Genomic DNA, 26,603 nt, shown 5'->3' with positions numbered 1-26,603 from the left:
ATCGCTCTGAACACTCCCCGTTGAAAACACACACACAGCTTAGCGAAGCACGGCGCATAGCTTCACTCAGAAACACACAGTGGTGATATCCCTTTTTAGACAGGTTATACTCGAAAAAATCCGTTGATTATTTATAACGTTATGTCCTCGAAAACAATCACACAAGACAAAGTACGTGGCCCGATACTGGTGGTTTTACCTAAATTTATCGGTGATGCCATCAATACTTTGCCAGCAATTGCTATGCTCAGGTCGCTATATCCGGAGCATTCGATACATCTACTGGCGCGTCCTTATATGCTTGAAGTCCTTGAACGCGCAGCACATTACAATATTGAGCTAATTGCAGATAATCGCTATTGCAAAGAACACAAGCAGGGTATGTTTTCTTTTGCACGTACGCTGAGAAAGACGAAGTATGCTATGGCGGTGTTGTTCAGAGGATCAATACGTGAAGCATTACTTGCGAAACTGGCTCACATACCGCTCATTATTGGATATGCACAGAATGGCCGTAAGCCGCTGCTCAGCCATGCTCTAAAGCTCAACGAGTGTCATCATTATATTCATCGGTACTGCCGACTAGTGAATGACGTTCATAATCGTCCTTTTTCTCACTTTGAGTTACCCTCTTTGTCACCACGCACCATAGCGCTACCGAAGCACATTCACAAAACAGCGGTCTACGTTGGTGGTAAGAACAAAGGAACCCGACACTATGACGTCGCCAAAAGTGTCGATGCCCTCACATGCATAGCAAAATCTACAGAAACTCACTTTTACATTCTGGGGGATCCATCCGAATCAGAAGACGCAGCCCGTTTATCTCAAGCGTTAACAAAGAATAAGGTGCCTGCCACGAATCTGGCCGGCAAAACTACGCTTGGGGAATTGGTTGATACGATCGCCGCGATGGATACCATGATCTCCATAGACTCAGGTCCTATGCATATTGCAGCTGCCTGTAACGTACCTTGTCTGGCCCTGGTCGGGTTAGGGACTTCTCCCTGGTCTATTGTAAGGCCATTACAAAACAACCTGATAGCTTTGGAAAGTCCATCAACCAGCATGGTCGAGCATGAGATCATCAATGATATCAGCCCCGAAATGATTGCACGTCAGTATATTGCACTGCTCGACACTCCAAAAAGTTAACAAACACACTCCGCCTTCATTGCCCATTTCAAGGGTGATGGAGGACACGCCCAAGATAAAAGATAAAAGATAAAAAACTTAAACAGCTCATTCCGAATCAAAATGAGCAATCAACGCGCTCCCCCGACACACCGAAACAAATAATTAAAATAATTCAAACATAGGTAAACTTTCATATAAAAATGTTTTTCTAAAGCAGAAGATAAAGTCGAGTACGTACTAATAAATTGCTGGAATGTCTGCATGAAAATCAAAAAGCAAGAACTTCACCCTAAACACAGCGCGGATCTTATCCGCATGGGTAACCAATTTGACGGGGGCTATGTCATCCCCAAAACTCATATCCAAGACACCGACGTGTTACTCTCACTGGGCATTAATGATGACTGGCGGTTTGACAAAGAGTTCCAGGCGCTTAACCCGGACTGCCGGGTGGTTGGCGTGGATTATACCGTTGGGCTTAGCTTCATTGTACGCAAAATCCTGCAAAATAGCGTCAAATCGCTGATTAATACGCTGCTGTTTCGCAATGACAAACGCCAGAAGTACTGGACGCGTTTATTAAACTGTGTGTTCTTTTACAGCTTCTTCCGTGGCCAGAATCGTCATTTACAACGCCGTGTCAGCGAAACATCAGGTCAGCTGGATATCAGCCTGGATGAGTTAATCGAGCACCATTGCGGCGATCACCAAGACACCGTTTTCCTGAAGATGGATATTGAGGGGGCTGAATATCAGATTATCAATGACCTGTGTAAGCATGCCAACAGGATCAATGTGGTGGCGGCAGAGTTTCATCACCTGGATACAAAAACGACGCAGTTCAATGATTTTATTACAGCGATGTCTGAGTATTTCCATGTCGTACATATTCATGGTAACAACTACGGTAAATACGTAGACGCGATTGATTTTCCTGAGACGGTGGAAATCACCTTTATCAATAAAAGTCTGATGTCAGATCCAGCGCCTTCTCAACACAGCTACCCGGTAGAGGGGCTGGACTTCCCAAACAACCCAAAAAAACCGGATTATAACATTGCCTTTGAATAGAAAATCAAAAAACACAACAATTAAAAAAGCTCAACAATAATTTATAATATTATTGTTGAGCTAATATTATCTACTTTTAAATACTCAGATCTAGCGCACTTCCAGATTTACTTCAAAACCATCAAAATCATAAGCATCGTTGTCCGTGGCCAGGCCAGTCCAGCCACCACCATACGAAGCCCAAGGTGTGTAAGTCGCATTACCCACTTCACGACCTCCACGGTCAGATACTCTCAGACCGATACGAAAATCACTGAATGAGTGGCTACCACTCCAGGTACGCGTTTCGATTCGAATACGGAATGCATCCGGGTCAAATCGGTCAGTATCAAATGCCATGCCTGACCAGCCGCCACCTTCACTCGCCCAGGGCGTATATTGCCAGTAACCAAAATCTCCACGGCCACCGCGGTCTGCAGCCTGAATAGCAATACGGAAATCTCGATCCGAGGGAAGATGATTCAGTATGGAAAGGTGAAGTTTTAACGCATCAGGATCATAGGCGTCTCTGTCAACTGCCCACTCAGATTGTACATTTGAACCAGCAGATAAATACTTGGTATATTCAACCCTGCCCGGATCTCTGCCAGCATCATCCAGTGCCTGTAAACCAATTCTAAAATTATATTTTGAGCCGTTGCTTACAGTCACAAATTCTTCAGCAGGTTGTGCTGTGGCAGTCATTGCAAATCCACATCCAATCAACAAAGACACCGCTACTTTTTTAAGATTCATATTAATATCCTTTTATTTCGTTAATGCACTAAATAGTGCAGGCCAACTCTACAAATCACAATTTACAAAGTAAAGACAATTTTAAAACAAAAATAAAACAATAAAAACACAAATAACAATAGTAGAAAAATCAAAATAAAAATAAATAAACAACAATAAAAGCCGAAACAATAACAAAAATAAAACAATTAAAATATAAGAATAAAAATCAGAAACAAGCTATCCTTTATTATTTCAAAAATCGTCATTTTCAGCTTAGTTTATTGCTTCAAACAAAAATTAAAAAATCAGTTTAAACGTCGAAACAAAGATGGAGAAAGGTGCGGTGTAAAAGCTAAAATCCACAACACACTCACGGCATACAGTTCTTAAATGGATGATGAACAGCTTTTATCTACGCTGTGCGTGTTGTAACAACGAAGTAAGACAGGGTTTGGCATAACACTTTTAGCGCAATTTTACGGAGACCCCAGATTCTGGTAAGCACAAAGAGAGGTACACTCAAATCTTTATCACCTCACCACGTAGCGGTGCCAGCCTGGCCAGGATCTGGTTTTGTGTGGTATGCGCAATGTCTGCTTCGGTCATGGCATTGATCAGCAACTCAACCACACGGTTAAAATCAGCTTCAGTGATCTGCATGCCGGTATGGATCTGTACCATAGAGTCCCCCTGATAGTCACAGGGCCCATCTAGGGTGTCGCACAAATGCGTGATAAAACCTTGGCGAAAATGGCTCACATTGGCTTTGGCAAAATAAGGCAGAATGGCTTTATCACGCCCTATCTGCTGAATGAACAAATCGACCAGGCGTTCAAGCCCGGCTTGACCGCCAATCTGCTGATACAGGGTTGGCTTTACGCTGGTCTGACAGCCCATCAGAGATAGACTGGCCAATATGATCACGAGTCCGGACAGAGAGTGACGAACGTTGCGCTTTACCCCATTCAACATCACGCCTCCTTAAAAATATCCGGTGACAGAGACATACCAGCCGGTCTGATCCGGCTGACCGGCAATGCTGCCCAGATCCAACCAGGCCGCGGTGATATTGATCTGTTTATTGATAAACCAGGCGACAAACACATCCCGCCACGCCTGCTCGCCGAGCCTCAGGTTGTCGGGCTTTTCTCGGTATTCGTAGCCAAGCGCCAGGTTTTGGCTGAGAAAAATGGCCGCACTGGCTTCGAGGTAAATACGTTCACTGCCTTGCTGAGAACCATAGCCCAGCAGACCAAGTTGGTTGGCCTCGGTATGGCGCGCCGTGATATTCCAAAATGCGTTCAAGCCACCCAGAGCCCCCAAGTGTAGCTTGCTGGCAGCCAGATAGATATCGGTGCCGCTATCGTCCTCAGCGCCCAGCAATACGGCAACAGCATCGTCTTTGAGAGATTTGTGCTGCATGCCCAGGCTCAACTGAGGCCAGACACTGTAGACGATATCCCCATACAGACGCACTTTAACGCCGCTGACCGACTGCTCGATCTCTGTATTGAGTGCTGGTACAGCAAAAGTGTGCTCGGCATAACTCAGCTCGACACGGTCAAACAGGTTGGCTTGGATACCGCACACATCCAGTCGATAATCATCGACGCTGGCGCGGCTGCAAAAGCCGCCAAGACTCCATTGCTCGTCACTGGCATACCCTGCCAGCTGTGCCCAGGGCACAATACCCCCACCTGCGCTGCCTTCTACCTGAGAAACACCGGGTGTGGCCAGTAACTTACCGGAGCCTGCCATGCAGGTGGCAGTTATTCCTAATGCGCAACCTGACAAAACCACTAAACACGGATTAACCCGCTTCATGATACTGGCCAAGCCATTGTGTCAACAGCTCCGCCTTCAGTGGTTTACTCAGATAATATCCCTGAGCATAATCACAGCCCATTTCTTTGAGCAGCTCCAAAGACGCTTTATCTTCGACCCCTTCAGCAACCACAGAGAAACCAAGTTGATGACCCAGGCTGATGGTGGAACGCACAATACACTGATCCTGATGCGTTTCGGCCAGCTTCAGAATAAACACTTTATCCAGCTTGAGTTCATCAATTGGCAGCATTTTTAAGCGACCCAGTGAGGTCTGTCCGACACCGTAATCGTCCAGAGAAATATGTACGCCAATCTCCTTGAGCACTTTAAGCGCGGCAATCCCTTTCTCTTCGTTCTCGATCATATCCCGCTCGGTCAGCTCTATGGTGATCAAAGAAGGTGATATCTGATAGCGATCCAGCATGGCTTCCAGGTGGGGCACAAAATCAGGATCCGCAATATCCTGTGCCGACACATTGATGGCCGCTTTCATGGTGATCCCCTGCTCGACCCAGTTGGCAACCTGCGCCACCACCGTTTTAAGCACCCACTGAGTCAGCTCGACGATCAGGCCAGACTGCTCTGCCAGGTCAATAAAAAATTCAGGCGAGACCCACTCGCCATTGCGCCGCTGCCAGCGGATCAATGATTCCACCTTATCTACCTGCTGACTGTGCATATTGAGCTTAGGCTGATAGGTCATAAACAGCTGGCCGTCGTCACTTTGCAGCGCGGCTTTGAGCTCATCAATGATCAACAAGCGCTCCAGGTAGGCTTCGTCTTCACCGGTTTGGTAAAAATACACCGAATTACTGCCCTGCTGCGCCGCATTATCTGCGGCAATCAAAGCACGGCGTACCAGATCTTCCGGATCGTCTGCCTGCTCGGGATAATGGACCACCCCCACACTAAAACGCAGATTGATCTCCAGTTTCTGTACCTGGTAAGGCTGATTCAACGCACTCAGAAACCCAGCGACACAGCCTTCCATTGAACTGTCTTCTTTAGCCGCCAGCACAGTTAAAAACTCATCTCCGCCGAGCCGGGCATTCAGCCCTTCAAAACTGGCACCGATTTGTTCAATCCGCTGTGCAACGGCCTGAATACAGCTGTCACCCACACGAGGGCCCAGCTTATCGTTAATGTGTCTGAGGCCTTTAATATCCACAACCAGCAGGTAATAAACACGGCCATCTTGCAACAGGCGGGTAAGCTTCTCCATGGCGGCTGCCCGATTGTAAAAGCGTGTCAGACCATCGTGGCTGGCCTGATAGCGAATTTGTTTTTCCCGCGCCTGGATGTCATCACCCATTTCATGAAAGGCATCGACCAGCTGGCAGATCTCTTTTGTCGGTCGTGACTCGTGTACGGTGGCTTCGTAGTCACCCAGGGCAAATCGACGTGCCATCACCGTTAGCTGCTGTAACGGGGTAGCCAGGTTCCGTGCTAAAAAGCCACTGGCCACAAAGCCAAACAACATAGTCACACAGGACGATAAAATAATGGTTAACACCAGCTGATCGAACTCCTGATAGTCTTTGGTCATATCAGCACTTAATACCAGACTAACCGGAGAAGAGTTTAACGCGGGCAAAGCAACCTCAGCATTAATATAAACCGGAAACTCGCTCAGCCAACGGGTAATTTTTTGCTCATGCAGATAGGCGAACAGATCCTGGGATTCGGGCAAACGCAACGAACTGGCCTTGATCTGCTCACCATGGCCAATAAAGCTCATTTCCATCCCGGTCAGTTCACGCAGCTGACCTGCCACTTCCGTATCAACGGCAAAGCCAACAATCGCGAAAGCAATGGTACGCGGTGCCTTCACGGGCAAAATAATGGCCTGATACAACTGCTTGTCCAGACTGACAAAAGCAGACTGTTCGGTATGATTTAACAACTCTCTGAGCAACGGGCGCAGATCTTCAGCCAGCTCAATTTCGGCCTGATTGGCAGAGATCAGCTGACCGCGCACGTCCAGCAGCAACATCAGATCAGCATCGATACGCTGACTGTGATTAAACAGCACGCTTTCAATGGTCGGTGCATCGCGCGTTGCAACCGCTTGTTTAAAGCCAAAGTCTTGCGTCAGTACCGTAGCGGCAGTCACCAGCAAACGCTCTTTGGCACTGAGATATTGCTGATAGACATTTTGCGCCGTCTGAATATCCTGCTGCACCTTGCGCTCATTGAACTGGCTGGTAGACCACCAGAAGCTGGCTAAGCTGGCAACCGCTGTCAGCAGCACCAACCCGACGCACAAGGCGATAATACGATTTTTAAAACTAGTGCCCATGATGATCCTTAAACATCTCCGAGAATGTGTTTCTGGGTGCCGGTGTCTGTGTTTCTACAATAACAGACCCGGATTGTTGTAATTCTGTCACCGTCACTATCCTGCGAGTGTCGATATCCTGTGTTTGTAGTGCATGCCAGATAGCCACTTGCTGCGCATAAGCAGGTAACTGCACTGTGCCCGATTGATCGCTGGTGAGCACGTCTTTTGATTGAGAAACATAGATATAGCCCACCATTGAATCATGAATATTACATCCTAGAACAACGACACCCGGTTGTTCAAATCGTATCGGTTGAATAGGTGTACCCGCATATAACTTAAGCTCAAAACGCTTGGTCTCAGAAAAAGAATAAACATGATGACGAATATCATCACTATTAGGAAAGCTCACCGCCTGACCCTGCATTATGGTCAGTAGTCTGGGGTGGAATTGTTTATTGACCTGATCCATCACAGCGACTTGCTGTACCTGACCCGCACGCACGGGGGCAACCACTTCAACCACCACATCGGATAAGGGTGCACCGTGCTGATCACGCAATTGAAGGGTGTATCCGTTATCGGACCCGTTACCTGCATCATTGTCGAGTGCTTTATCAGCCCCATAAACAGGACCACCTAAGCTGACAAGGATCCAGGCGTACACAGGCCAGGCAAAAATACGCAGGCCAACTATCTTTCGTGCACACTCCATCGTTCGCCTGATCACGATCAGGTGCCCTTGTGCGATCCTTACCAGGTTATGCCCGCTGACGTTCATGGAAATTTGCCTGAGCCACTTGCTTACCTTAAGTAAAAGTGACGCTGAAAAGAAAAGCAAGGACGAATGCACATTCACGCCTGCATCCAGCGGTTAAACAACCATAAAAAAAGCGGCTTATCGCCGCTTTTTTTATGTTTTTCAGACGGCTCAGGCGTCGATCAAGCCATACTCTTTATCCAGCACGGCAATCACTTCATCACGTGGGTTCTGAGGAATACTAAGCTGTTGGCCAACAATTTTACTGGCGATGCCCACATACGTATCTGACACCGACATCATCACCTGCTCTGGCAACTTATAACTGGCAGCCAGCTGTTCGCGCTCGCTCATGCGATCTTTGTTGAGCAAAACGTCGCTGTCCGGTACATTATTGATCAATAACTGGCGGAAGCCCTCTTTAGAGTTTTCCACAATTTTACCGTCACGGTATGCCGGGCCATCCCAGATCCGTGATGAATCCGGTGTGCCCACCTCGTCAATGTAGATCAAACGTTCGCTGCCATCTTTGTCTTCTACGTAACCAAATTCAAATTTGGTGTCCACAAAGATTTGATCCAGCTTGGCCAGCTCTTTAGAGATCAACGCAAAGCCTTCACTCAGCAGCTGCTCATAACGGGCCACATCGGCGTCTGACTTAAAGTTAAACGCATCCAGGTTATCCGTGATGTTGCGGCGTGTGATATTAACATCATCGACTTCCGGCACATCTGGCAAGCCACGAATGATCCCTTTTGTTGACGGCGTGATCAGCACATCATCAAGCTTTTGATGCGCAGTCAGGCCTTCTGGCAAACTGATCCCACAGAACTCGCGCACACCTTTGCTATAATCACGCCACATGCTGCCGGTGATATATTGGCGGGCGATGGCTTCGACGCGCACAGTGCTGGCTTTACGCACGATCCACACGTATGGATGAGGTATATCCACAATGTGATTGCCAGCGAGACCTGCTTCATCGAATAGTTTAAACCAATGGGCGGCGACACTGTTCAGTGCGATACCTTTGCCCGGTACACCATTGAGGCCATTTTCGCCCTGCCAGATGCAGTCAAAGGCCGAAATGCGATCCGAGATCACCATGATCGCCAGCTCTGTCCCGGCAGGCACATCATAGCCTTTTTCTTCGATCAAACGGGCACTGTCCTGGTCGGTTAACCAATAAACTGAACGTACTTTACCACTGTGCACAGCACCTTTGGTGCGAATGGGTAGATCGTCATTGACGTCTAGAACTTTGTAGCTACTCATTGTATCTCCATAGAGAACGGCTGCGTCTTGCTAAAGGACGCAAAATACAGAGGGGGTTAGAGCGGTGTATGATAGTCGAGCAGCCAACAAATCACAATTGCTTTACCGCACTGAACGGCGATATGCCGCAGGTGGGTTTAGCTTGCGGCACAAGTATTTTATGATGCGGGCGTGATCCGCCATTGATGTGAGACTATGTTAGAGATTAACGACCTGATTTTTCGCTGGCCCGGTGCCGCCGACGCCACCCTCAACATACCCAAACTTGAAGTCGCCGCCGGTGAGCGGGTCTTTTTACATGGCCCAAGCGGCAGTGGTAAATCAACGTTGCTGGGACTGCTGAGCGGAATTAACAAGCCAGAAGCCGGTAGCATCCGCTTGCTTAACAGTGATCTGGCACAGCTCAGCGATGCCGCCAGAGACAAATTCAGAGCCGATCACATCGGCACAATCTTTCAGAACTTCAATTTACTGCCTTACCTGAGTCCGGTTGAAAATGTCATGCTCGGCTGCCATTTTTCCCGCAGCCGTACCGACCGTATAAAGACGTCGGGCAAAACCCTGGCTCAGCAGGCCGAACTGTTGTTACAGGAACTTGGCCTGGATGCCAACATTATGTCACGTTCAGTGGCTCAGCTGAGTATTGGCCAGCAACAGCGCGTTGCCGCAGCCCGGGCCTTTATCGGTCAGCCAGAGTTGATCATTGCTGACGAGCCAACCTCCGCACTGGACGCCGACAATCGCAATACCTTTATCGAGTTGTTATTCAAAGAAGCCAGTCAATATGGCGCAACCATTTTATTCGTCAGTCATGACAACGGCCTGGCCCCTTTGTTCGACAAACATCTGAGCCTGGTTGAATTAAACGGAGCAAGCCAATGAGATTAATCAGTCTGGCGAGCAAAAGTATGCTCAACCGCAAGGCCAGCGTGCTGCTAACCCTGTTCACCATTGCCATCAGTGTGATGCTGCTGCTGACCATTGAAAGGGTGCGTCAGGAAGCGAAAAGCAGCTTCAGCAATACCGTATCAGGTACCGATCTGATCGTCGGAGCCCGCAGTGGCGACATCCAGCTGCTGCTGTCCAGTGTCTTTCGCATCGGTCATGCCAATAATAGCGTGAGCTGGGACAGCTATCAGGATATCAAGGCTCAGCGAGGTGTAAGCTGGACTATTCCCATCAGCCTGGGCGACAGCCACAAAGGTCATGCGGTACTGGGCACCGACAGCGCTTACTTTGAACACTTTCGCTATGGTAAGAAGCAAACGCTGGTATTCGCCGCAGGCCGCGCTTTTGTTAATGCACAGGAAGTAGTGCTAGGCAGTGACGTCGCCCAAAAAATGCATTACCAGCTTGGTCAGCAAATTGTGATTTCACACGGTATGGGCAATACCAGCTTCCATCACCACGATGACAACCCGATGACCATAGTTGGGATCCTGGCACCGACCGGCACACCGGTCGATAAAACCGTGCATGTGCCACTGGCAGCCATCGAGGCCATGCATAGCCAGCCTAAATCAACTCCCCGCATGATAGGTAAGCCAAAACAGCCAGCTGGACACACGCATGATCATGCAGATGACCATGCGCACCATGACAGTCATGACCACGGCCATGCAGATGAACATGAACACCATGACAGCCATAACCACGGTGATGCAGATGAACATGACCACAATGACAGTCATAACCACGACCATGCAGATGAACATGACCACCATGACAGCCATGACCACGGTCATGGACACGATAAACCCGACACCATCGCAGTTGCGGTGCCAGCCCCCGCAGATCTGCATGGCGATCTGATTGGTGAACCCAAACAGATCACAGCATTTTTAATGGGGCTGGACTCCCCGCTATACACCTTGCAGATCCGCCGTAATATCAATAATTACAAAGCAGAGCCGCTGCTGGCCATTATGCCCGGCGTTACATTGCGTGAGCTATGGCGCATGCTGGGCTTGGTAGAAAAGATCCTACTGCTGTTTTCCGCTGTGGTGGTCTTGATAAGCCTGCTGGGCATGTTGACTACCTTGTTGGCGACGCTGAACCAGCGCCGCCGCGAACTGGCCATTTTGCGCTCTGTGGGCGCGCGACCGCGGCACATTTTCACTCTAATGAGCAGCGAGGCTATCTTAATTACCGCAGCAGGCTGTACATTAGGCATTGCCTTGTTTTACGCCCTGATTGCACTGGCACAAGGCACGCTGCAAAGTCAGTTCGGGATTAGCCTGAGCATTTCCCTGCTCAGTCACTATGAACTCATGTTGATCGGCGTTATTATGGCGGCCGGCACACTGATGGGCATATTGCCTGCAACCCGGGCCTATTTCTATTCGCTCAGCGATGGCATGAGCATTAAGCTATAAGAGGTTTTGAATGACACCATTACGCACTATTTTCTGGCTTTGCACAACGCTGATGCTGTTTTGCGTGCAGGCGCAGGCAGCACCGCCTAAAGAAATTTTCTGGGATGATCTGATCCCAAAAGGCCATGTCCAAATCAGCAATCAGGACGCCGCGGCCAGTCATGATGGCGATCAGCAAAACTGGGTACAGCCTGATCTCGATGCTCCGGTCGTTAAAAGCTTAGATGGTAAGCAAGTGAGCTTACCCGGGTTTGTAGTCCCGCTTGAAGGAGACAGTGAAGTGATCACTGAATTCTTACTGGTGCCTTACTTCGGGGCCTGTATTCACGTGCCACCTCCACCGCCCAACCAGATCGTGCACGTCAAAATCAAGAATGGGGTGCCCATCGACAGCCTGTATGATGCGATTACCGTAACGGGTACTATGAAGGTCGCTACCTGGAAGGGCGATCTGGCGCAAACCGGTTATAAGATGGACGCAGTTGGCGTCGCGCAGTTTGAATTATAAACGTAGGTTATCTGTCTGAAAGTGGCTCAATGATGAGCCACAGGATAGTCAGTCTAGCCTTAGCACAGACAGCTTCTGAAGTGATAGGTATCGCATATAACGGCAACCGTGTTACACGAGTCGCGCTCAGTATACCTTACCCCACCAGCAACCTGCGGTGTTTGTGCACCATCTAGTGAACGCGCCTGACCACCCAACTGCTTTATCGATTTTTTGTTTAATTGTAATTTCATAGTGTATTTCCTTATTGTTGTTTTAACAGGTGTGCTTTTTAGCACCCCACCACCTTTGCATATATTTTAGCCAAATGCAAAGCTACCTCAGTGCCAACTGCTGACAGAGGATCTGCATCAATTTGGGGTCTTCCTGCATCAGTGTTTTCAGTTTATCAACCGGGATCCACACCACTTCACAGGGCGTTTCAGCCAGATAATCCAGGGCAGATGAGCCCGTTAATAAAGCCGTTATGCCGAGCGTCTCGCCCGGCCCCCTGACAACAACCTGGCTATTGCCCTGTCCACCTGCAACCACTTCACGCACACTGCCCCGGTAAATCACTCCCAGTTTGTTCAGCGCTTTACCTTGTCTTATCAGCACCTGGCCCACATCGTAAATACCGCGCTCCTGACAACTGCTAATTTGTTCGCGGGTACTCTGTGTGACGCCATGCAACCAGGGGATCTGCTGATCCAATTGTGCCGCCTCCGTCTGGCGAAAAATCGATGCCTGTTGCAGCGCTGCCATACGTTTTTCGACGTCTTCCAGCAACCGGCTGGCTTCGGGTTTATCGAGCACTGCCAGCTTGAGCTGCTCTTTAATCACAGCCCGCTCACGGTTCAGCAATAGCCGGGTTGCAGCCTGTGACTGAAGCGCCTGCACTATGTCCGGAAACGTTTCCTGTAGCTCATTGATGCGTGCGATGGTCTGAGCCATGTTATCCTGCACCTGCTGGCGCACCTGTGCCGCTATCCGGGCGTTCGGCGATAAGGTATCAATATGACTTTCCAGCGCTTCTTGCGCCTGAATAAAGCCTCTGGCCACATCATACCCCACCACCAGACGCTCAAAATATAATCGTAATAACGTCCGCTCCAACCAGGCGATACCCCGCATTCGCTCCAGCCAACCGGGCACTTGCCAGGTTGCCAACAAGCTATCACGCTGACCAATGCAGGGCTCGCCATCCAGCGCCAGTTCAACCGCTTCAACCAGCAAATTGGTTGCCCGTTTTCCCAATGTGCCTTGCTCAAACTGAGTCCAGTAATGTTTGCGTTCAGTTTCCAGTAAGCGACGCAAAAAAGCCGTGTCTAAATCCGCCTGGTCGATCGGCGCATCCGGATCGGTTTGCGCCATAGCTCCGAGCTTGACCTGGGCTTTCACCTGTTGCCAGTCAGCCCCGCGCAAGAATGGGCTATCCATCATAGTCGGCAGCATGGTTTGCAGGGTATTGGCCACTTGCTGATTGGCTTTGTCGACCGTGGCCTGTTTAGCCGGAGGGAGGCTGTCGAGACGCAGGAACTTCAGCAACATGCCCATCGTGCCGCCATTGATTAAAATCGTCAGGACCACAATCCCGGCACATAAAAACAACATGCGGTCACTGATCTCCTTTGGGATCGCCTCGCTCGCTGCCACCGTCAATGCCAGCGCCAGTGACACAGCCCCTCGCAACCCGCCCCAGCATAAGACACTGGCTTTTTCAAAGGTAATGCCGACTCCTATGCGACTCAACAATGGCGTAAACACAGTGATGGATGTCGCGCGGATCAACATGATCCCAACATACAAAATGCCCAGTGTCTGCCACGCTTGTAAATCATCCAGCGGCACCCGAATGGCCACCAAGATCCCCACCAGCAGAAAAATACAGGTATTGGCAATGTGCGCCATCATTTCCCAGAAGTGATGTAAAAACCCTGCCACTTCCGGGCTGATCCGGGTTCGCCCCACGCTGGCCAGCACCAGTGCCAGCGTCACCACAGCCACCACACCGGAGACATGAAACGACTCGGAGATAAAAAAGGCCGAATATGCTGCCGCGATGGTCAGCGTGATCTCTATCATAGGATCGTTAAATACCCGATCGATCCACATAATACATAACCCACCCAGCACCAGGCCTATTGCCAGTCCAACCAATACCACACCAGCAAACTGCCCGACAGCCTCCACAGGAGAGGCCATCATGGCTCCCTCTCCGCCGCTGCTGGCCAGCACCCAGACATAGAACAGACTGAAAAACACGATGGCGGTTCCATCATTGAGTAAGGACTCTCCCTCAATCAGGGTTTCGAGACGTTTACGCGAACTGACTTCCTTCAGTAAAGCCACCACAGCAACCGGATCGGTGGCGCTGATCAGGGCACCGAACATCAGGCACATGGCCCAACTCCATTGCCAGTGCTCGGGCACGCTCATATGTAATAATTCGGCCGTCAGCCAGATGGCCAGCATCAGGCCAGGCACAGCTAAAATCGCAATCTGGGTAAACATGCGCCGGAACAAGTGCACTTCCATCGCAAAAGCGCTCTCAAAGATAAGCGTGGGCAGGAATAAAAATAAAAACAGGTGCGGGTCGATGTCGGCAACCAGGGTTAAGGTATCGCCGACCATCTGAGTGTCACCACTAAAGACATCGCCACGCTGTGCCAGACCAATACAGATCCCAATCACCAGCAACGCTACGGTGTAGGGGACCTGGGTATTTTTCAGGACATGACGGGTCAGCGCCCCAATAAACAGGGCCAAAATCAAAAATACCAGGACCAGAATGCCAGACTCAAACTGCATACCAGCCACCTTAACCGATGTGCTCAGAATGCAGTAAGCTTAGTTCACTCAGACTGGCCCTGTTAGTTTATGGGCAAAAAACTCAGCCCTCAGTTTTGCCCGGGTAGTAAATCGTCACCGGCTGCGAGTAATTGGGCACGTCATCATAACTAAACACCGCATAATACTTAGCAATATCCGGCGTACCAAAATTATCCAGGGTATAGTTGTCCCGACCGCCATACAGCTTTACGCCATCAAACGGGGAACGTGGCGGGTGGAAGCGATTACGTACCACGAAAAAGCCCACCAGATCCTCATCCTCTTCATTGTCCCAGGTCAGTTTCACCACGCCATTTTCGACCTGAGTTTGCAGATTATGTGGTGCAGCTACCGGATGTTTGCGTCGCGCAATATAATCTATTTTCAGCTGAGCGGGTTGCTGATCCTGACAATTGGTCCAGTTTACCAGTGCATCCGTCGCCTGCGACTCCGCCGTAGCGCGAATAATAAAGTAAAAGGGTGTCTGTGCCTGATGCAAACGCTCCAGCTCCTGCAAACTATAGCTATCGAAAATAAAGTGATGTTCGGCGCGCTCTCTGAGTTGCTCATTACTGACCTCATAGCCGATATACTCTATTTTCTGACGCTGCTTAACATGTTGATAATCCACGTCCCGCAATTCCACCAACTCTATGGTAAAGCGCACATCCCGCGCGGATGCGATGGAATTGCACGAGCGCACAGTCAGACAGGCATTGGTGAATACCGTGCGTTCCACGGGTAAATCCACATTTAAGTCAAACGACATTTGTCCGTACACAATATCGCCTTCGGTATCGAACCCGGACGCCAGTTTGTCAGCCACCACCTTGTCTTTATAAATGGTATTACAGGCCAACGGACTCAGGACCAGTTGCTGTTCGGGCAACTGATAAACCAGCTCCAGATTGGGCCGATAATGTAAGCCGCTACCAAATGGCCCATAGCCAATATCGAACTGCATCACCTGAGAGTCTTTGCCCAGCGGCAATTTTTTAGGCCCCTGCAACCGCAGCAAAAGACGCTGCTGTTTTAAGAGTTTGGCCAGCAAGCTACGCTCAACGCCATTAAATTGCCATTTCAGCCAGATCCCCTGAGTCAGTTTGTCAGACTCAATGGTTTGCCCCAGCGTATGCAAAGGCTTAGCCTCTGCAATGGCAGCGTAGTCATAGATGTCTTCAATCTGATCAGCATCAAGGATCGCCACCGACCACTCACCATATTTTTCAATTTTGGCCGCCACCCGGTTCATGGGATAAATAAAGAACTGGGCGCTTAAGATCTGCGAGCCTGCGTTGATACTGCTGAGATCAAACTGCACCACGCCCATGCTGACACCACGCTTCTTATCAACCCCGATAAACATAGAGTTATAACCAAAGTGTTCTTTATTTTTGGCCTGGTTATTTTGCGATAAGTAGCCAACCGACTCACGGGCAGGGAACAAAGTACGGGCGCTTTCGGTGCGGGCCAGACGGGTTTTCAGCCGCAGCTCCGGGCTGAATGGCGACTTTATCTTAGTCACCTTGTCTACGGCACGAATGTTGTAAAAATAACTGTGTCCGCTGAGCAGTTGACTGTCCGTAAAGCTCAGCGTTTTAGTAATGGCGACCAGGGTTTCTTCACCACATGGGTTTTTGTTATGCTGACTGCGATAGACTTCAAAATAGATGTCATCACGGTCCTCATATTGCCATTCCAGCTCAACGCTGTCATGGGCCACGGATTTGATGGTAAAGCCTGCCACCCGCTTGGGTGCCAACGGCGAGTAATTGATCGCCTCACTCAGCGCATATTGTACAGCCGGAATATTCTCGGCCACACTCTCGGACATATTTTTCATATAATCCGGAATATTACGCGTGCCCACTTCCACCACGGTGGCAATGATCCCCTTGCGATAATAGTACTCGCGGCCACTGCCGTGGATCAGCTGAGCCGGCGGTTTGCCCCGATGGATCCCGTACTGGCGGCCCGTCACCTTTTTGATCTCGTGATTCATATTGGCACACAGCACATTCAGATCGGTCCCTTCGATTTCTACCTCATGATTGAACTTATGCGCCGGAAAAAACACATTGCCCTGGGAGTGATAATCCAGTGCGATACGAATGTTCTCGTGGCTTTCTACAAAATCACGAATAGCACACGTTTCTGGCTCAGAAAACGCGTGAGGCCCGCCATAGGTATTCGAGCCTGTGTTCTGATTACGCATAAACTTCGCATCAAAATTGCGGTTCAGGTCCACCCCAAACGTCCCATCGCCATTGTTACGTCGATTCTTGCGCCAGAATGAGAAATGGTTGCGGGAATACTCAAAGCCATCCGGATTCAGGCACGGCACCATATACAAAGTATTACGGGTCAATGCATTTTGCAGCTTCGGGTTGAAACGATAGTTATCAATTACATACTGAACAAACTTTACCGCCAGCTCATTACCAATCCACTCCCGCGCATGAATCGATCCGGTATACAGTAACGCTGGTTTATCATCGGCGTAGGTGACATCCAGCGAGATGGTCACCAGCATGATCGGTCGGCCTTCCCAGGTTTCACCTATGCTCTGTAAACGGATCAAATGAGGATGTGCGCTCATGGCGCTTTGCAGGAAGTCTATGGTGTCCTGATAGGACGCGTATTGGATTTTCATAGCGGTTGCTCAGTTGCGGAAAACGAAAAGCTATAACCCGGATCAGGCCAGCCTGATCCGGTACAGCAAGAAACACTAATGTGTGGTCATTCCAGACGGCATGACCTGTTGCCAGTGTGCGACGATCTTTTCTAATTTTTTGTCCTTAAGGTTTTTCACCACACAAAGTTGTTGCGGCTCAGTGTTCAGCGCTTCAACGACGCCGTGTGCACCAAAGGTCGACATGATCTCATCGATCATCTTGTCACCAATGCCTTTCACCTGTGCCAGGATCTCCCGGATCTGAGCATCATCGAACACCGGCGCAGGGTAACTATTCAGATCCAGGCCAGCCTGCTCATCACTGCCGGGAATAGGCTGACAGGCTTTGGCTGCGGCCGATTTAGCGTGCAACACAAAGTTGTCCTGCAAATTCCAGATCTCACTTGGCCACTCTTCAAGACGCTGATACTGGGTATCCAGGATAGGAAAGTGCTGCTCATCCATACCATGAAATACCTCGCCACAGTCCTGGCTTGGTGTATAGCTGGAAAAGCCGATATGGCGCATCGTGCGCAGCAGACGTGAATCAATTTTGCCAAGCTCTTCCCAGTTATATAGCGGGATCGTTGGCTTACGGAAGTGACCATCCGAGAGCAGCCACATCAGATACTGGCCTATCCAATCTCGAATATATGGGAACGCAGCAAATGCCGTGGCACACTCCAAAATGCGTAGCTTGCCATCTTTGCCCAGCGCAATATCACAGGCCCAGTATTCCGCGTTGGCAGCTTTTGAGGCAGCGGTCGCCAGCTTGAGTACCGACTTAGGGACTGCCTGATAATCCATGCTACCACCCTGGCTGGTGTTGGTTAACCACTCTCCCTCAGGAGGACGACGCCAGAAAGCACAGACCGGTTTATGACCCACCAGCATGACACGAATATCGGCTTCCATCGGCACAAAGTCTTGTACATAAGCCGGGTAGTATTTTTTCTCCGTCAGCAATGCCATCGCTTCGTCGTAGTTATCGACTTTATGCACAAAGTAGCCGCCATAATTTGACGGGCCATACGAGCGTTTGATGATCTTAGGGTATGTGGCCTGACTGAGATAACGTTTTGCTTTTTCAGGCACGTAAAAGATTTCAGTATGCGGTGCCGGCAGCTTGTACTTACGACAAAAATGCGTCACGTTCTCTTTTGACTTATTAGAGAACTGACTGTCCAGTGAGGGCAAAAAGCGTACATGCGGCAATGCACGGGCAATTTCGCGGAACGTTTCATAGGCTGTTGCGGGTATATTGCCAATCAGCACATCAATTTGCTTTTGTTTCACTTCGGCAATAAAACGCGCTTTGTCATTGCCCCAGTGATATACCACAGTTTCGATTTTATCTGGCCAACCTTTGAAGTTGGATTTATCAAAAAAACGTAACACGTAATCCAGATAGAGAAGTCCAATCTTTGGGAGTTTGGGTTTTGCAGTCATTGCTCGGGCCACCTTGGCAAAATTAATGGGTTAGTAAAATGGGTCAGTAATATGGCCATCAGGCCACTTTGTGCGTATGCAGGGCATGCTTTTGAGTCGCAGTGCGCTCAATCAAATCCACCATGGCGTCGATCTTGGCCTGGTTGAAGTTGATCCCCAGCGCTTCTTGCTCAGGTGTTGCGAAAGCCGGTATGGTATTCACTTCCAGCACCACATATTCTTCCCGCTCCCGATCGTAGATCAAATCAACACCCGCTATCTCCAGGCCTAATGTGTTCGCTGCACGGATAGCTAAGTCAACCACTTCGTCGTCGGGTTCACGGACAAACACAGAGCCACCACTGGTAATATTGGTTTTCCAATCATCTTTAGGCGCTTTGCGGCCATAACAGCCGACAAACTTGCCATCCACCACATCGATACGGAAATCGGTATTGTCGTAGTCAATAAACCGCTCAACATAAAAGTAACGTAAGTCGGTACGGCTCAGAAAAGGCAGCAACATGTCCAGCGCCTGCTCACTGTCGATTTTGACAATGCCGACACCACCCCAGCCATCAGTGGGCTTGTAGATCAGCTTGCCACCAAAGTCCCTGAGTGCGTGCTTCAACCCATCCATGTCGTTTTTGTGGCACAGACGATAATCCGCCGTGCAGATCCCCTGGCTGTTGAGTAGGTGCGAGGTGCGAAACTTGTCTTCGGCAAGCGCAAACGCATCATAGTTGTTTAACGTGGGAATGGCCTGGCTCAGCGCCTGATAGAGATACACCTGAAACTGGGTTTGCTGGCCGGCGTTATAACTCAAAAACGTATCCAGCTGTTCCATCACAACACCATTACAGGTTATCTGGCCATCTTTTGCCCGGGCATCTCGTAAATTGAGCCCGGTACTGGTTTGGATCCCACGCTCAGCCAGAGCGTGAACAAGGCGCTGTTCAATCTCGCGCCCTCCACCATTTTCGTACATCCAGATGCCAACGTGCGGCGCCGCAACAGAGCGTGTCATAAAGTGTCTCCTTGGTCCTTGAACAGGTGCATAAAATTTGGTCAGGAAGGCTATTCTACAGGGCACTGTGTGACAGATTTTTGATCGTTCCTCTGTACCTCTCGGGATCCAAAAACTGTTCATAATTCCGTCACCCAACTGTCATCGAAAATCGCCACGATGGGCCCAAAATTACCGCAGGGACCTGTTATGGATAGTCTTGACTTTAATGAGCTCGCGTCTTTAATTCGTTGTAATTCTTACAGTAAACACAAGCCGGGTGTCGATGCACACGGCGAACAGATGATTGAACTGGCCGCCCCTCTGGGCTACACACTGACTCGATATCAAAGGGAGCATATTGGCGATCATCTGTTATTGCGCGCCCCCAGAGGTGCAGGCAAACAGATCCTGTTACTGGGCCATCTGGACACTGTGTATCCGCCGGAGACTTTTGTTGAATTCAGCCAGGACGAAGAATGTGTTTATGGCCCTGGTGTCTGCGATATGAAAGGCGGCAACTGGGTTGCACTGAACGCATTGCGCCAGCTTAAACGCACTTATGGCAAGCTCCACAATATTGACTGGTTGCTGGTCAGCGATGAAGAAATTGGCAGCGATGACAGCAAAGCACTAACGACAAAAATCGCCAAGCAATATGATGCCTGTCTGGTCTTTGAAGCTGCTGGTAAAAATCATGAACTGGTTGTGGCCCGCAAAGGCATTGCCACTTTTACCATCACCATTACCGGCAAAGCAGCCCACGCTGGTAATCACTACCGGGATGGCATTGATGCCAACTTTGCGTTGGCAAACATGCTAATGGAAATGTCTGCCCTGACCGACCTGAAACGAGGCAGCACGGTCAATGTGGGCAAGATCCAGGGGGGGATTGGTGCCAATACCATTTCGCCTTCCGCCACTATGGTCGTCGAAGCCCGTTTCACCAAAGCTTCTGAACAACAACGCTTACTCGAAGGCATCGAGAACATTTGTCTGGCCATTGAAGTGACCGGTGTATCCGTTAAGTTAGAAGGCGGGCTGCAACGCGGTGTGATGGCGCCAACGGATGAACAATCCACTTTACTGTCTGAGATCAATGAGATCCTGGGATATGAATTGCCAGTGGAACATCGCGGTGGGGTATCCGACGCAAACACCGCAGCTGCAACCGGGACGCCAACCCTGGATGGTTTTGGGCCCTACGGCGATGGCGATCACACCATCCATGAGCGGGCACTGAAGTCCAGCTTTGCACTGCGTATTGAACAAGTAACACAGATCCTAGCAAGCCTGTGCTATCAAGCCGAGCCAGAAGCTGCACTAAGCGACAACGATTAACGCTGGCACTGTGGGCAATATACCGTGCTGCGTTGACCCAGGCGGATCTCCTTCAGGGTTGTTTCGCAGCTGACACAAGGTTCGCCCTTGCGTCCATAGACCAGTAACTCTTGCGCAAAGTAGCCCGGTTTACCGTCACTTTGCGCAAAATCCTTCAGGGTGGTGCCACCTTGTTTTATGGCACTCGCCAGGGTGTCCTTAATAATGGGAGTTAAACGCTGGTAGCGCTGCAATGACACTTTTCCGGCTTCCCGTTTAGGGTGGATCCCGGCCTTAAACAAAGATTCATTGGCATAGATATTACCCACCCCGACGACCACATGGTTATCCATAATGAACTGTTTGATTGCCACCTTTTTACCACGACTGGCTGCATACAAGTGCTCGGCGGTAAACACCTCAGTAAGCGGCTCCGGCCCCAGTTTTGCAAATACGCTGTGCTCCTCAGAGGTCCCTTGCCACAGACAGGCACCAAAACGGCGAGGATCATTCAGGCGCAACGCCAGCCCGTTGGCAAAATGAAACTCGATGTGATCGTGCTTTTTTAACGGCGTATCCTGTGCCACAACGCGCAGGTTGCCCGACATGCCGAGGTGTAAGATGGCCGTGCCCAGCGGGCTTTCCAGCAGTAAATATTTTGCCCGCCGTTTCACGGCACTGATAACTTGCCCTTCTAACAGGCTTACCTGCTCAGGGACCGGCCAGCGCAACTGACGCTGGTGCACAATAACTTTACTGACACCCTGATTCAGGATATGGGGTTCAATGCCTAAACGGCTGACTTCGACTTCTGGTAATTCTGGCATTACTTCAACTCAATTGGGGCAAATAGCTGTTGCGCCTGTGCTTTACTGATACTAAACCAACGCTGTGATTGTCTGGCAAAAAGATAATAGCTTTGTTGCTGATGATACAGCTGAAAGCTGATCGGCAGTTCACTGCCGGCCAGCCAGAACTGAGCAACACTCAGTGCAGCGCTCGCTGGCAGGCCTGGATTATCAGTGACGGTCAGTTCGCTTTCCTGCCACTGGGTGATTAACGCCTCCAATACACTCGGCTGCGCCTGCCAATCGGCCTGGGCATCAGAACTCAGTCGCCAGGACGTGCCTATGCGTTCAATCTTATAGCCAGGAAAACCCAGTGCCAGTACGAAACTTTGCTGTTCAAAAAGCGGCATGCTCCCGCGCTCTTCCGCTGGCGGATTTATTTTCTGGTGTATGCCGTTAAGGAAAAAAATCATGATCAACATAGAGAAGATCACCACATTGTTCCATGCTTTACGGCTCAAACGCATAACTACTCCACAGCTTGTTTACCCCGCAATACTGCGGGCTGATAAGGCTCTGGATCATATCCTGCACAATCTGGTAAGTACACTCAGATCCGAAAGAAGCCAATATTTTTGCTCAAGACACCAGACATTTTCGACAGTTTTCCGGTGGCCTGTTTATTGTCATTCAAAGCGCTCATCGCATCCTGAGCTGCCAGGGTGATCTCTTCCATATTCGATGCCACGTCGTTAATTGCCGATGCTTGTTGCTGTGCAACACTGGCCACTTCGCCCACCTGAGAAAGTGAATTTTGCGCCTGATTATCTATTTGTTCAAGTAGCTCGGTGGCTTCAAACGTCAGTGTGCGACCGTGCTCTACCTGAGGTTGTGTTTTTTCCATCGCAGCAACCGTCGCAGCGGTTTCGCTTTGCACTTCCCGGATCATAGTTTCTATCTGATCTGTCGCTTCAAAGGTTCTGCGTGCCAGCTGCCTGACTTCATCTGCCACCACCGCAAAGCCGCGACCAGATTCGCCGGCCCGTGCTGCTTCGATGGCAGCGTTCAGCGCCAGCAGGTTGGTTTGCTCTGAAATACCACTGATCACATTGGCGATGCCACCTATCTGCTTGGTTTGCTCTGCCAGCTTTTGGATCTGCGATACTGTGCCGTCAACCGTCTGGGCTATGGTATCCATTGCATCAGCGGTATTACGAATGGCCTGGCGCCCCTGATCAGCAAAAGTCACCGTTTGTGTTGAATTTTCTTCCGTTTGCTTGGCAATGTCACTCACCCGCATCATATTTTCCCGCAACGAATCGAGCATCTGCGCAGTGTTACTGGTGGCTTCTGCCTGATGCTGCGCGGCATCATAAATCTCACCCGATGCGCCAGTCACAGTGCTTGCCTGCACAGAAAGCTGCTCAGACACCTCTTTAATGCTGGTGACGATCCGGGTTAACTCACCAGACATTCGGCAGACAGAATCCAGCATGCTATCGGGGTAGTCGGTGTCAATCTGCATAGTCAGATCGCCCCCTGCGATCCGCGTAACCGCAGCCGCCGCATCCTGAGGCTCTCCACCCAGTGAGCGCTGAAAACTGCGCTCTATCGCCCAGCCCACCAGCACACTGATGGCCACAGCAATAAAGGTAAACCACAACATAAGCTGGGAAAATCCACCTGCGGCTTCACGCGCTGCAGGGGTCAGCGTTTGATTTTGCTGCTCCTGATAATCAATAAACTCGTTGATCACATTGAGCCAGCTGATAAAAGCCGGGCGCGCTTCATCCAGTACCAGGGCATCGACACTCTGGCCAGCTTTTTTATTGCTCAGTATGGTGCGGATAAGCGGTAATGTCCGAGCTTCAATGCGCTTTATACGAGCCAGGATCTCACGTTCCTGAGCGCTAAAGTGCCCGCCTGAATTGATCATTTGCGTCATTTTTGCGTCTGAATCCTGATAGAAGCGGGCTAGCTGATCGATTTCCCGTTCATATTCAGCGATTTCGGATGCACTTCTGGCAATCGCGACATCCCGAATGGCAATCGCCCTGTCGTGCACACTGCCTCGAAAGTTAATCGCATAACGTTGCTTCACCGAGTTGACGTCCGTGATCTCTGTGAGCGTCTGATCGATAAATGCCACGCGATTACTGCCAATAATGGTCATCACGACCAATAATGCCAACGCAATACCAAACCCGACCACCAATCGGCTTTTTACCGACAATCCCATTAACCACTGCACCATATTGTGCCTCCATGATAGCAACATACTGAAAGTTCAAAGTTAGTCGCAGGAGATGAAGCTGTAAAGCGGATAAAACGAATTACTATGATAGAAAAAACAGCTGGTTGCTTAAACCACAGACATACTACAGTCATATTCATTTGAAACCATATCAGGAACTCAGCTATGAGTTGCCCTTATCACGCACGGATGACACGTGTATAATTTTCGCTTCGCGCTTAATCGACTTATTTAGGCGTAACGCTCTGATATGGTTGTCGGAGCCAGAAATTGGAATACTCACAATGAAAAAAGCACTACTTTGCCTGATCACAGGCCTACTCTCTTCACCTGCATTCGCTAATGCGCAATTTGTGCCGGCCAAATTAATTGAAGACGGTGGCTCAATACGCCCGTCAGAAGCAATAGAGGGCAGTCGACGTGAACACTGGGCTTTTGTCGACTACATGGTAGATCCGAACGGCAACCCCGTACATGCACTGGTCGAAGCCTCAGCGACCAAGCCTGTTCACAGAGCTAAATCAGCTTTGACAATGCGCACTTATCAACCTGCCCAGCTGGGTGGAGAGACAATCTCTTCTGCCAGTCAGTTACCGATCAGATTCAATAAGGTGTTTGAGCAATACACTAACGACAATGTCTCCACTGTGTTTAGCAAGTATTTTGACGAGGCAAAGCGTTTAGTGGTCAGCAACCAAATGACCAAAGCCAAACCCGCACTCGATAACCTGGTTGAGGATCACACTAAAAATCTCACAGAGCGTGCGTATAGCGCCTGGCTACTGAGCGCCTATTTCTACAACGTGCAAGACTGGCATCAGTACGAATATCACCTGAGAGAAGCTGTGCACCTATATCACTTGCTTACGCCAGATTTGGCATTGATGTCGATGCAAAGCCTGATGAACCTGGAGGTCTATCAGAAGCAATACGGTAATGCGTTTGCCACCCTGCTCAAAATGCGAGGGATCAAAAACAAACAACTGTCTAAGCAAACTATCACTGAGTTTAGTGCGCAGCTTCAGGAACAAATTGACGCTAACCCGGTCATCACGGTCACTGCCAAACTGGCTGAATTACGCACCTGGCGCCACACACTTAACCGCAGCACCATCTCATTCAGTGCAGACAACGGCAACGTGAGCACTGCGGCTTTGTACTGTCAAAATGGCTATCAGCGCTTTAACGAGCTGCCGGTGAAAAACTATCAGGTTCCTGAAGCCTACGGCAGCTGCTACCTGGCGGTGCAAGGTGATGCAGACACCCAAATCAACTATCAAGAAAAAGGCGAAGCCCGATTTAGGCTTTATCTGTAACTTTGACAAAAAAATGAAAAATGAGTGATCCGGATATCCAGGCCGCTCGTTTTATAAGATGAAGGGTTCGCAGTACGGTGTACTAAACAATCCCCTTCGCGACGGCACTGATAAACGCGCACTTTAAGTGCGCGTTTTCTCTTTTATCAAACCGATAAAAACTTATTTGCTCACCACATCAACCAGATTACCCCGAAGCACATCTGAGCACTGAGCCGCCTGACGCAGCAAAGTAATAAACTCCTGCGCAAGAGGGGGCGGTTGCTGTACGTTGGCCCACAATGCATAGACCGGGCGCATATGTTGCCACTCGCCCACATAGCAAAACGGTTTGTCCAGTTCAGCAACTTCTGTCATTGGCAAGACGGCCGCTCCCAGGCCGGATGCAACCATTTGCCTGGCTAATGTGATGTCTCCCACGTAAGAGAAATGGTCAAAGCGGGACAATAGATCGCGCCACAGTGTAGAATCCGGAATTTGTTCCTTTTTAAATGGCATGAACAAGGTGTTTGTTTCTTTAGCCTGCTCAGGCACCACACACTTTAGTGCAATCTCGCCGATACGCGTGTGGTAGCAGTTGGAATCCTGTAATGTGCCTACCCGAATAATCACATCGAAACGCTTCTGGCTCAGCAATACATTGGTATTGTCCGGCTCAATGTGCAACACAAGGTCCGGATGGGTGCGCTGAAAAGACTCAACCACAGGATATAAAGGGCCATTGATCAAATTCTGCGGACACAATAAGTGAAATGCGCTGACTTGCGGGCTTAACAACGCGGTGCAGTCAGCTTGCAGGGCCAGCAGCGACGGGGCCATTTTTTCATAGACGGCCTGGCCATGAGATGTGGCCAACACGCCGCGCGCTGAGCGATTCAACAGACTATAACCAAGCCGAGCTTCCAGCGCGGCAATCCGTTTAGAAATGGTTGGTGCGCTGACACTTAACGCATCAGCTGCTTTCGCAAAGCTGCCCCGGCGAGCCACTTCAACAAAGAGCAGCAGATCATCGAGCATGTGGTTTTCCTTAATCTTAGCTTGCTTATTCTGACATT

At 49.7% G+C, this 26,603-nt stretch carries 22 protein-coding genes; 7 read left to right on the top strand and 15 right to left on the bottom strand.

The window, feature by feature from the left end; genetic code table 11:
- Window positions 1-141: 141 nt before the first annotated feature.
- Entirely contained in the window at window positions 142-1,155 is a 1,014-nt protein-coding gene (locus QNM19_RS11345; protein WP_049866187.1) for a glycosyltransferase family 9 protein, read from the top strand.
- A gap of 243 nt (window positions 1,156-1,398) precedes the next feature.
- Window positions 1,399-2,208 carry an FkbM family methyltransferase gene (locus tag QNM19_RS11340; protein WP_049866184.1) on the top strand — a complete coding sequence of 270 codons (810 nt, stop codon included), beginning with the start codon at window positions 1,399-1,401 and terminating at the stop codon, window positions 2,206-2,208.
- A 90-nt stretch (window positions 2,209-2,298) separates the two neighbouring features.
- On the opposite strand, the gene QNM19_RS11335 is transcribed toward QNM19_RS11340, so the two are convergent.
- The 6 genes from QNM19_RS11335 to QNM19_RS11310 all read right to left on the bottom strand — a co-directional run bounded on the left by QNM19_RS11335 (window position 2,299) and on the right by QNM19_RS11310 (window position 9,068).
- Complete coding sequence (locus QNM19_RS11335; protein ID WP_010383366.1) at window positions 2,299-2,943, bottom strand: hypothetical protein; 645 nt, start codon at window positions 2,941-2,943, stop codon at window positions 2,299-2,301.
- 501 nt (window positions 2,944-3,444) lie between these two features.
- Window positions 3,445-3,822 (bottom strand): group I truncated hemoglobin, encoded by a 378-nt coding sequence (locus tag QNM19_RS11330; RefSeq protein ID WP_049866189.1) that lies wholly within the window; start codon window positions 3,820-3,822, stop codon window positions 3,445-3,447.
- Window positions 3,823-3,906: 84 nt separating this feature from the next.
- Entirely contained in the window at window positions 3,907-4,749 is an 843-nt protein-coding gene (locus QNM19_RS11325; RefSeq protein ID WP_417712210.1) for a DUF3034 family protein, read from the bottom strand.
- A complete protein-coding gene (locus QNM19_RS11320) occupies window positions 4,736-7,051 on the bottom strand; it encodes a putative bifunctional diguanylate cyclase/phosphodiesterase (RefSeq protein ID WP_125558452.1) in 2,316 nt (771 codons plus the stop codon). Before QNM19_RS11320 ends, QNM19_RS11325 begins: the two co-directional genes overlap by 14 nt.
- On the bottom strand, window positions 7,041-7,814 hold the full coding sequence (locus QNM19_RS11315; RefSeq protein WP_284026707.1) for a methylamine utilization protein: 774 nt from the start codon (window positions 7,812-7,814) through the stop codon (window positions 7,041-7,043). The genes QNM19_RS11320 and QNM19_RS11315 overlap by 11 nt, the downstream gene beginning before the upstream one ends.
- Before the next feature lie 150 nt (window positions 7,815-7,964).
- Window positions 7,965-9,068, bottom strand: a complete 1,104-nt coding sequence (locus tag QNM19_RS11310; protein ID WP_010383373.1) for a phosphoribosylaminoimidazolesuccinocarboxamide synthase — start codon at window positions 9,066-9,068, stop codon at window positions 7,965-7,967.
- A gap of 195 nt (window positions 9,069-9,263) precedes the next feature.
- On the opposite strand from QNM19_RS11310, the gene QNM19_RS11305 reads away from it, so the two are divergent.
- Genes QNM19_RS11305 through QNM19_RS11295 form a run of 3 tightly spaced genes read left to right on the top strand, consistent with a single transcriptional unit; the run spans window position 9,264 to window position 11,951 of the window.
- Window positions 9,264-9,950 carry an ABC transporter ATP-binding protein gene (locus tag QNM19_RS11305; RefSeq protein ID WP_284026706.1) on the top strand — a complete coding sequence of 229 codons (687 nt, stop codon included), beginning with the start codon at window positions 9,264-9,266 and terminating at the stop codon, window positions 9,948-9,950.
- The gene (locus QNM19_RS11300; protein ID WP_049862831.1) at window positions 9,947-11,443 is read left to right on the top strand and encodes an ABC transporter permease; all 1,497 of its coding nucleotides are present in this window, start codon (window positions 9,947-9,949) and stop codon (window positions 11,441-11,443) included. Before QNM19_RS11305 ends, QNM19_RS11300 begins: the two co-directional genes overlap by 4 nt.
- Window positions 11,444-11,495: 52 nt before the next feature.
- On the top strand, window positions 11,496-11,951 hold the full coding sequence (locus QNM19_RS11295; RefSeq protein ID WP_417712359.1) for a DUF3299 domain-containing protein: 456 nt from the start codon (window positions 11,496-11,498) through the stop codon (window positions 11,949-11,951).
- A gap of 59 nt (window positions 11,952-12,010) precedes the next feature.
- Here QNM19_RS11295 and QNM19_RS11290 read toward each other — a convergent pair whose 3' ends face one another.
- From QNM19_RS11290 to QNM19_RS11270, 5 genes are all read right to left on the bottom strand, one after another.
- Window positions 12,011-12,184 carry a hypothetical protein gene (locus QNM19_RS11290; RefSeq protein ID WP_156202127.1) on the bottom strand — a complete coding sequence of 58 codons (174 nt, stop codon included), beginning with the start codon at window positions 12,182-12,184 and terminating at the stop codon, window positions 12,011-12,013.
- A gap of 82 nt (window positions 12,185-12,266) precedes the next feature.
- The gene (locus tag QNM19_RS11285; protein WP_049862833.1) at window positions 12,267-14,741 is read right to left on the bottom strand and encodes a cation:proton antiporter; all 2,475 of its coding nucleotides are present in this window, start codon (window positions 14,739-14,741) and stop codon (window positions 12,267-12,269) included.
- Between the two features lie 82 nt (window positions 14,742-14,823).
- On the bottom strand, window positions 14,824-17,415 hold the full coding sequence (locus tag QNM19_RS11280; RefSeq protein ID WP_049862834.1) for a M14 family zinc carboxypeptidase: 2,592 nt from the start codon (window positions 17,413-17,415) through the stop codon (window positions 14,824-14,826).
- A gap of 75 nt (window positions 17,416-17,490) precedes the next feature.
- Window positions 17,491-18,885, bottom strand: coding sequence for an ATP-grasp domain-containing protein (locus QNM19_RS11275; protein ID WP_049862835.1), 1,395 nt, complete (start codon window positions 18,883-18,885; stop codon window positions 17,491-17,493).
- A gap of 58 nt (window positions 18,886-18,943) precedes the next feature.
- A complete protein-coding gene (locus QNM19_RS11270; protein WP_010383382.1) occupies window positions 18,944-19,891 on the bottom strand; it encodes an ATP-grasp domain-containing protein in 948 nt (315 codons plus the stop codon).
- A 189-nt stretch (window positions 19,892-20,080) separates the two neighbouring features.
- Here QNM19_RS11270 and QNM19_RS11265 point away from each other — a divergent pair, with 189 nt between their 5' ends.
- A complete protein-coding gene (locus tag QNM19_RS11265) occupies window positions 20,081-21,211 on the top strand; it encodes a M20 family metallopeptidase (RefSeq protein ID WP_284026705.1) in 1,131 nt (376 codons plus the stop codon).
- Here QNM19_RS11265 and mutM read toward each other — a convergent pair.
- The 3 genes from mutM to QNM19_RS11250 form a co-directional block, all read right to left on the bottom strand.
- Complete coding sequence (gene mutM / locus QNM19_RS11260) at window positions 21,208-22,017, bottom strand: bifunctional DNA-formamidopyrimidine glycosylase/DNA-(apurinic or apyrimidinic site) lyase (RefSeq protein ID WP_284026704.1); 810 nt, start codon at window positions 22,015-22,017, stop codon at window positions 21,208-21,210. The two genes, QNM19_RS11265 and mutM, sit on opposite strands and share 4 nt — an antisense overlap.
- Window positions 22,017-22,505, bottom strand: coding sequence for a hypothetical protein (locus tag QNM19_RS11255; RefSeq protein ID WP_049862836.1), 489 nt, complete (start codon window positions 22,503-22,505; stop codon window positions 22,017-22,019). Before QNM19_RS11255 ends, mutM begins: the two co-directional genes overlap by 1 nt.
- A gap of 83 nt (window positions 22,506-22,588) precedes the next feature.
- Window positions 22,589-24,232: a methyl-accepting chemotaxis protein gene (locus tag QNM19_RS11250; protein ID WP_082225294.1), complete on the bottom strand. Its 1,644-nt coding sequence runs from the start codon at window positions 24,230-24,232 to the stop codon at window positions 22,589-22,591.
- 284 nt (window positions 24,233-24,516) lie between these two features.
- On the opposite strand from QNM19_RS11250, the gene QNM19_RS11245 reads away from it, so the two are divergent.
- On the top strand, window positions 24,517-25,548 hold the full coding sequence (locus QNM19_RS11245) for an energy transducer TonB (RefSeq protein WP_049862837.1): 1,032 nt from the start codon (window positions 24,517-24,519) through the stop codon (window positions 25,546-25,548).
- Window positions 25,549-25,710: 162 nt separating this feature from the next.
- Here QNM19_RS11245 and QNM19_RS11240 read toward each other — a convergent pair whose 3' ends face one another.
- Window positions 25,711-26,565: a LysR family transcriptional regulator gene (locus QNM19_RS11240; RefSeq protein WP_049862838.1), complete on the bottom strand. Its 855-nt coding sequence runs from the start codon at window positions 26,563-26,565 to the stop codon at window positions 25,711-25,713.
- Window positions 26,566-26,603: the final 38 nt, after the last annotated feature.

The organism is Pseudoalteromonas ardens (genome assembly GCF_030125445.1).
In the GTDB taxonomy this organism is placed as follows: domain Bacteria; phylum Pseudomonadota; class Gammaproteobacteria; order Enterobacterales; family Alteromonadaceae; genus Pseudoalteromonas; species Pseudoalteromonas ardens.
The sequence above is the reverse complement of the archived record's forward strand: the minus strand, read 5'-3'. Positions and strand labels throughout refer to the sequence as shown.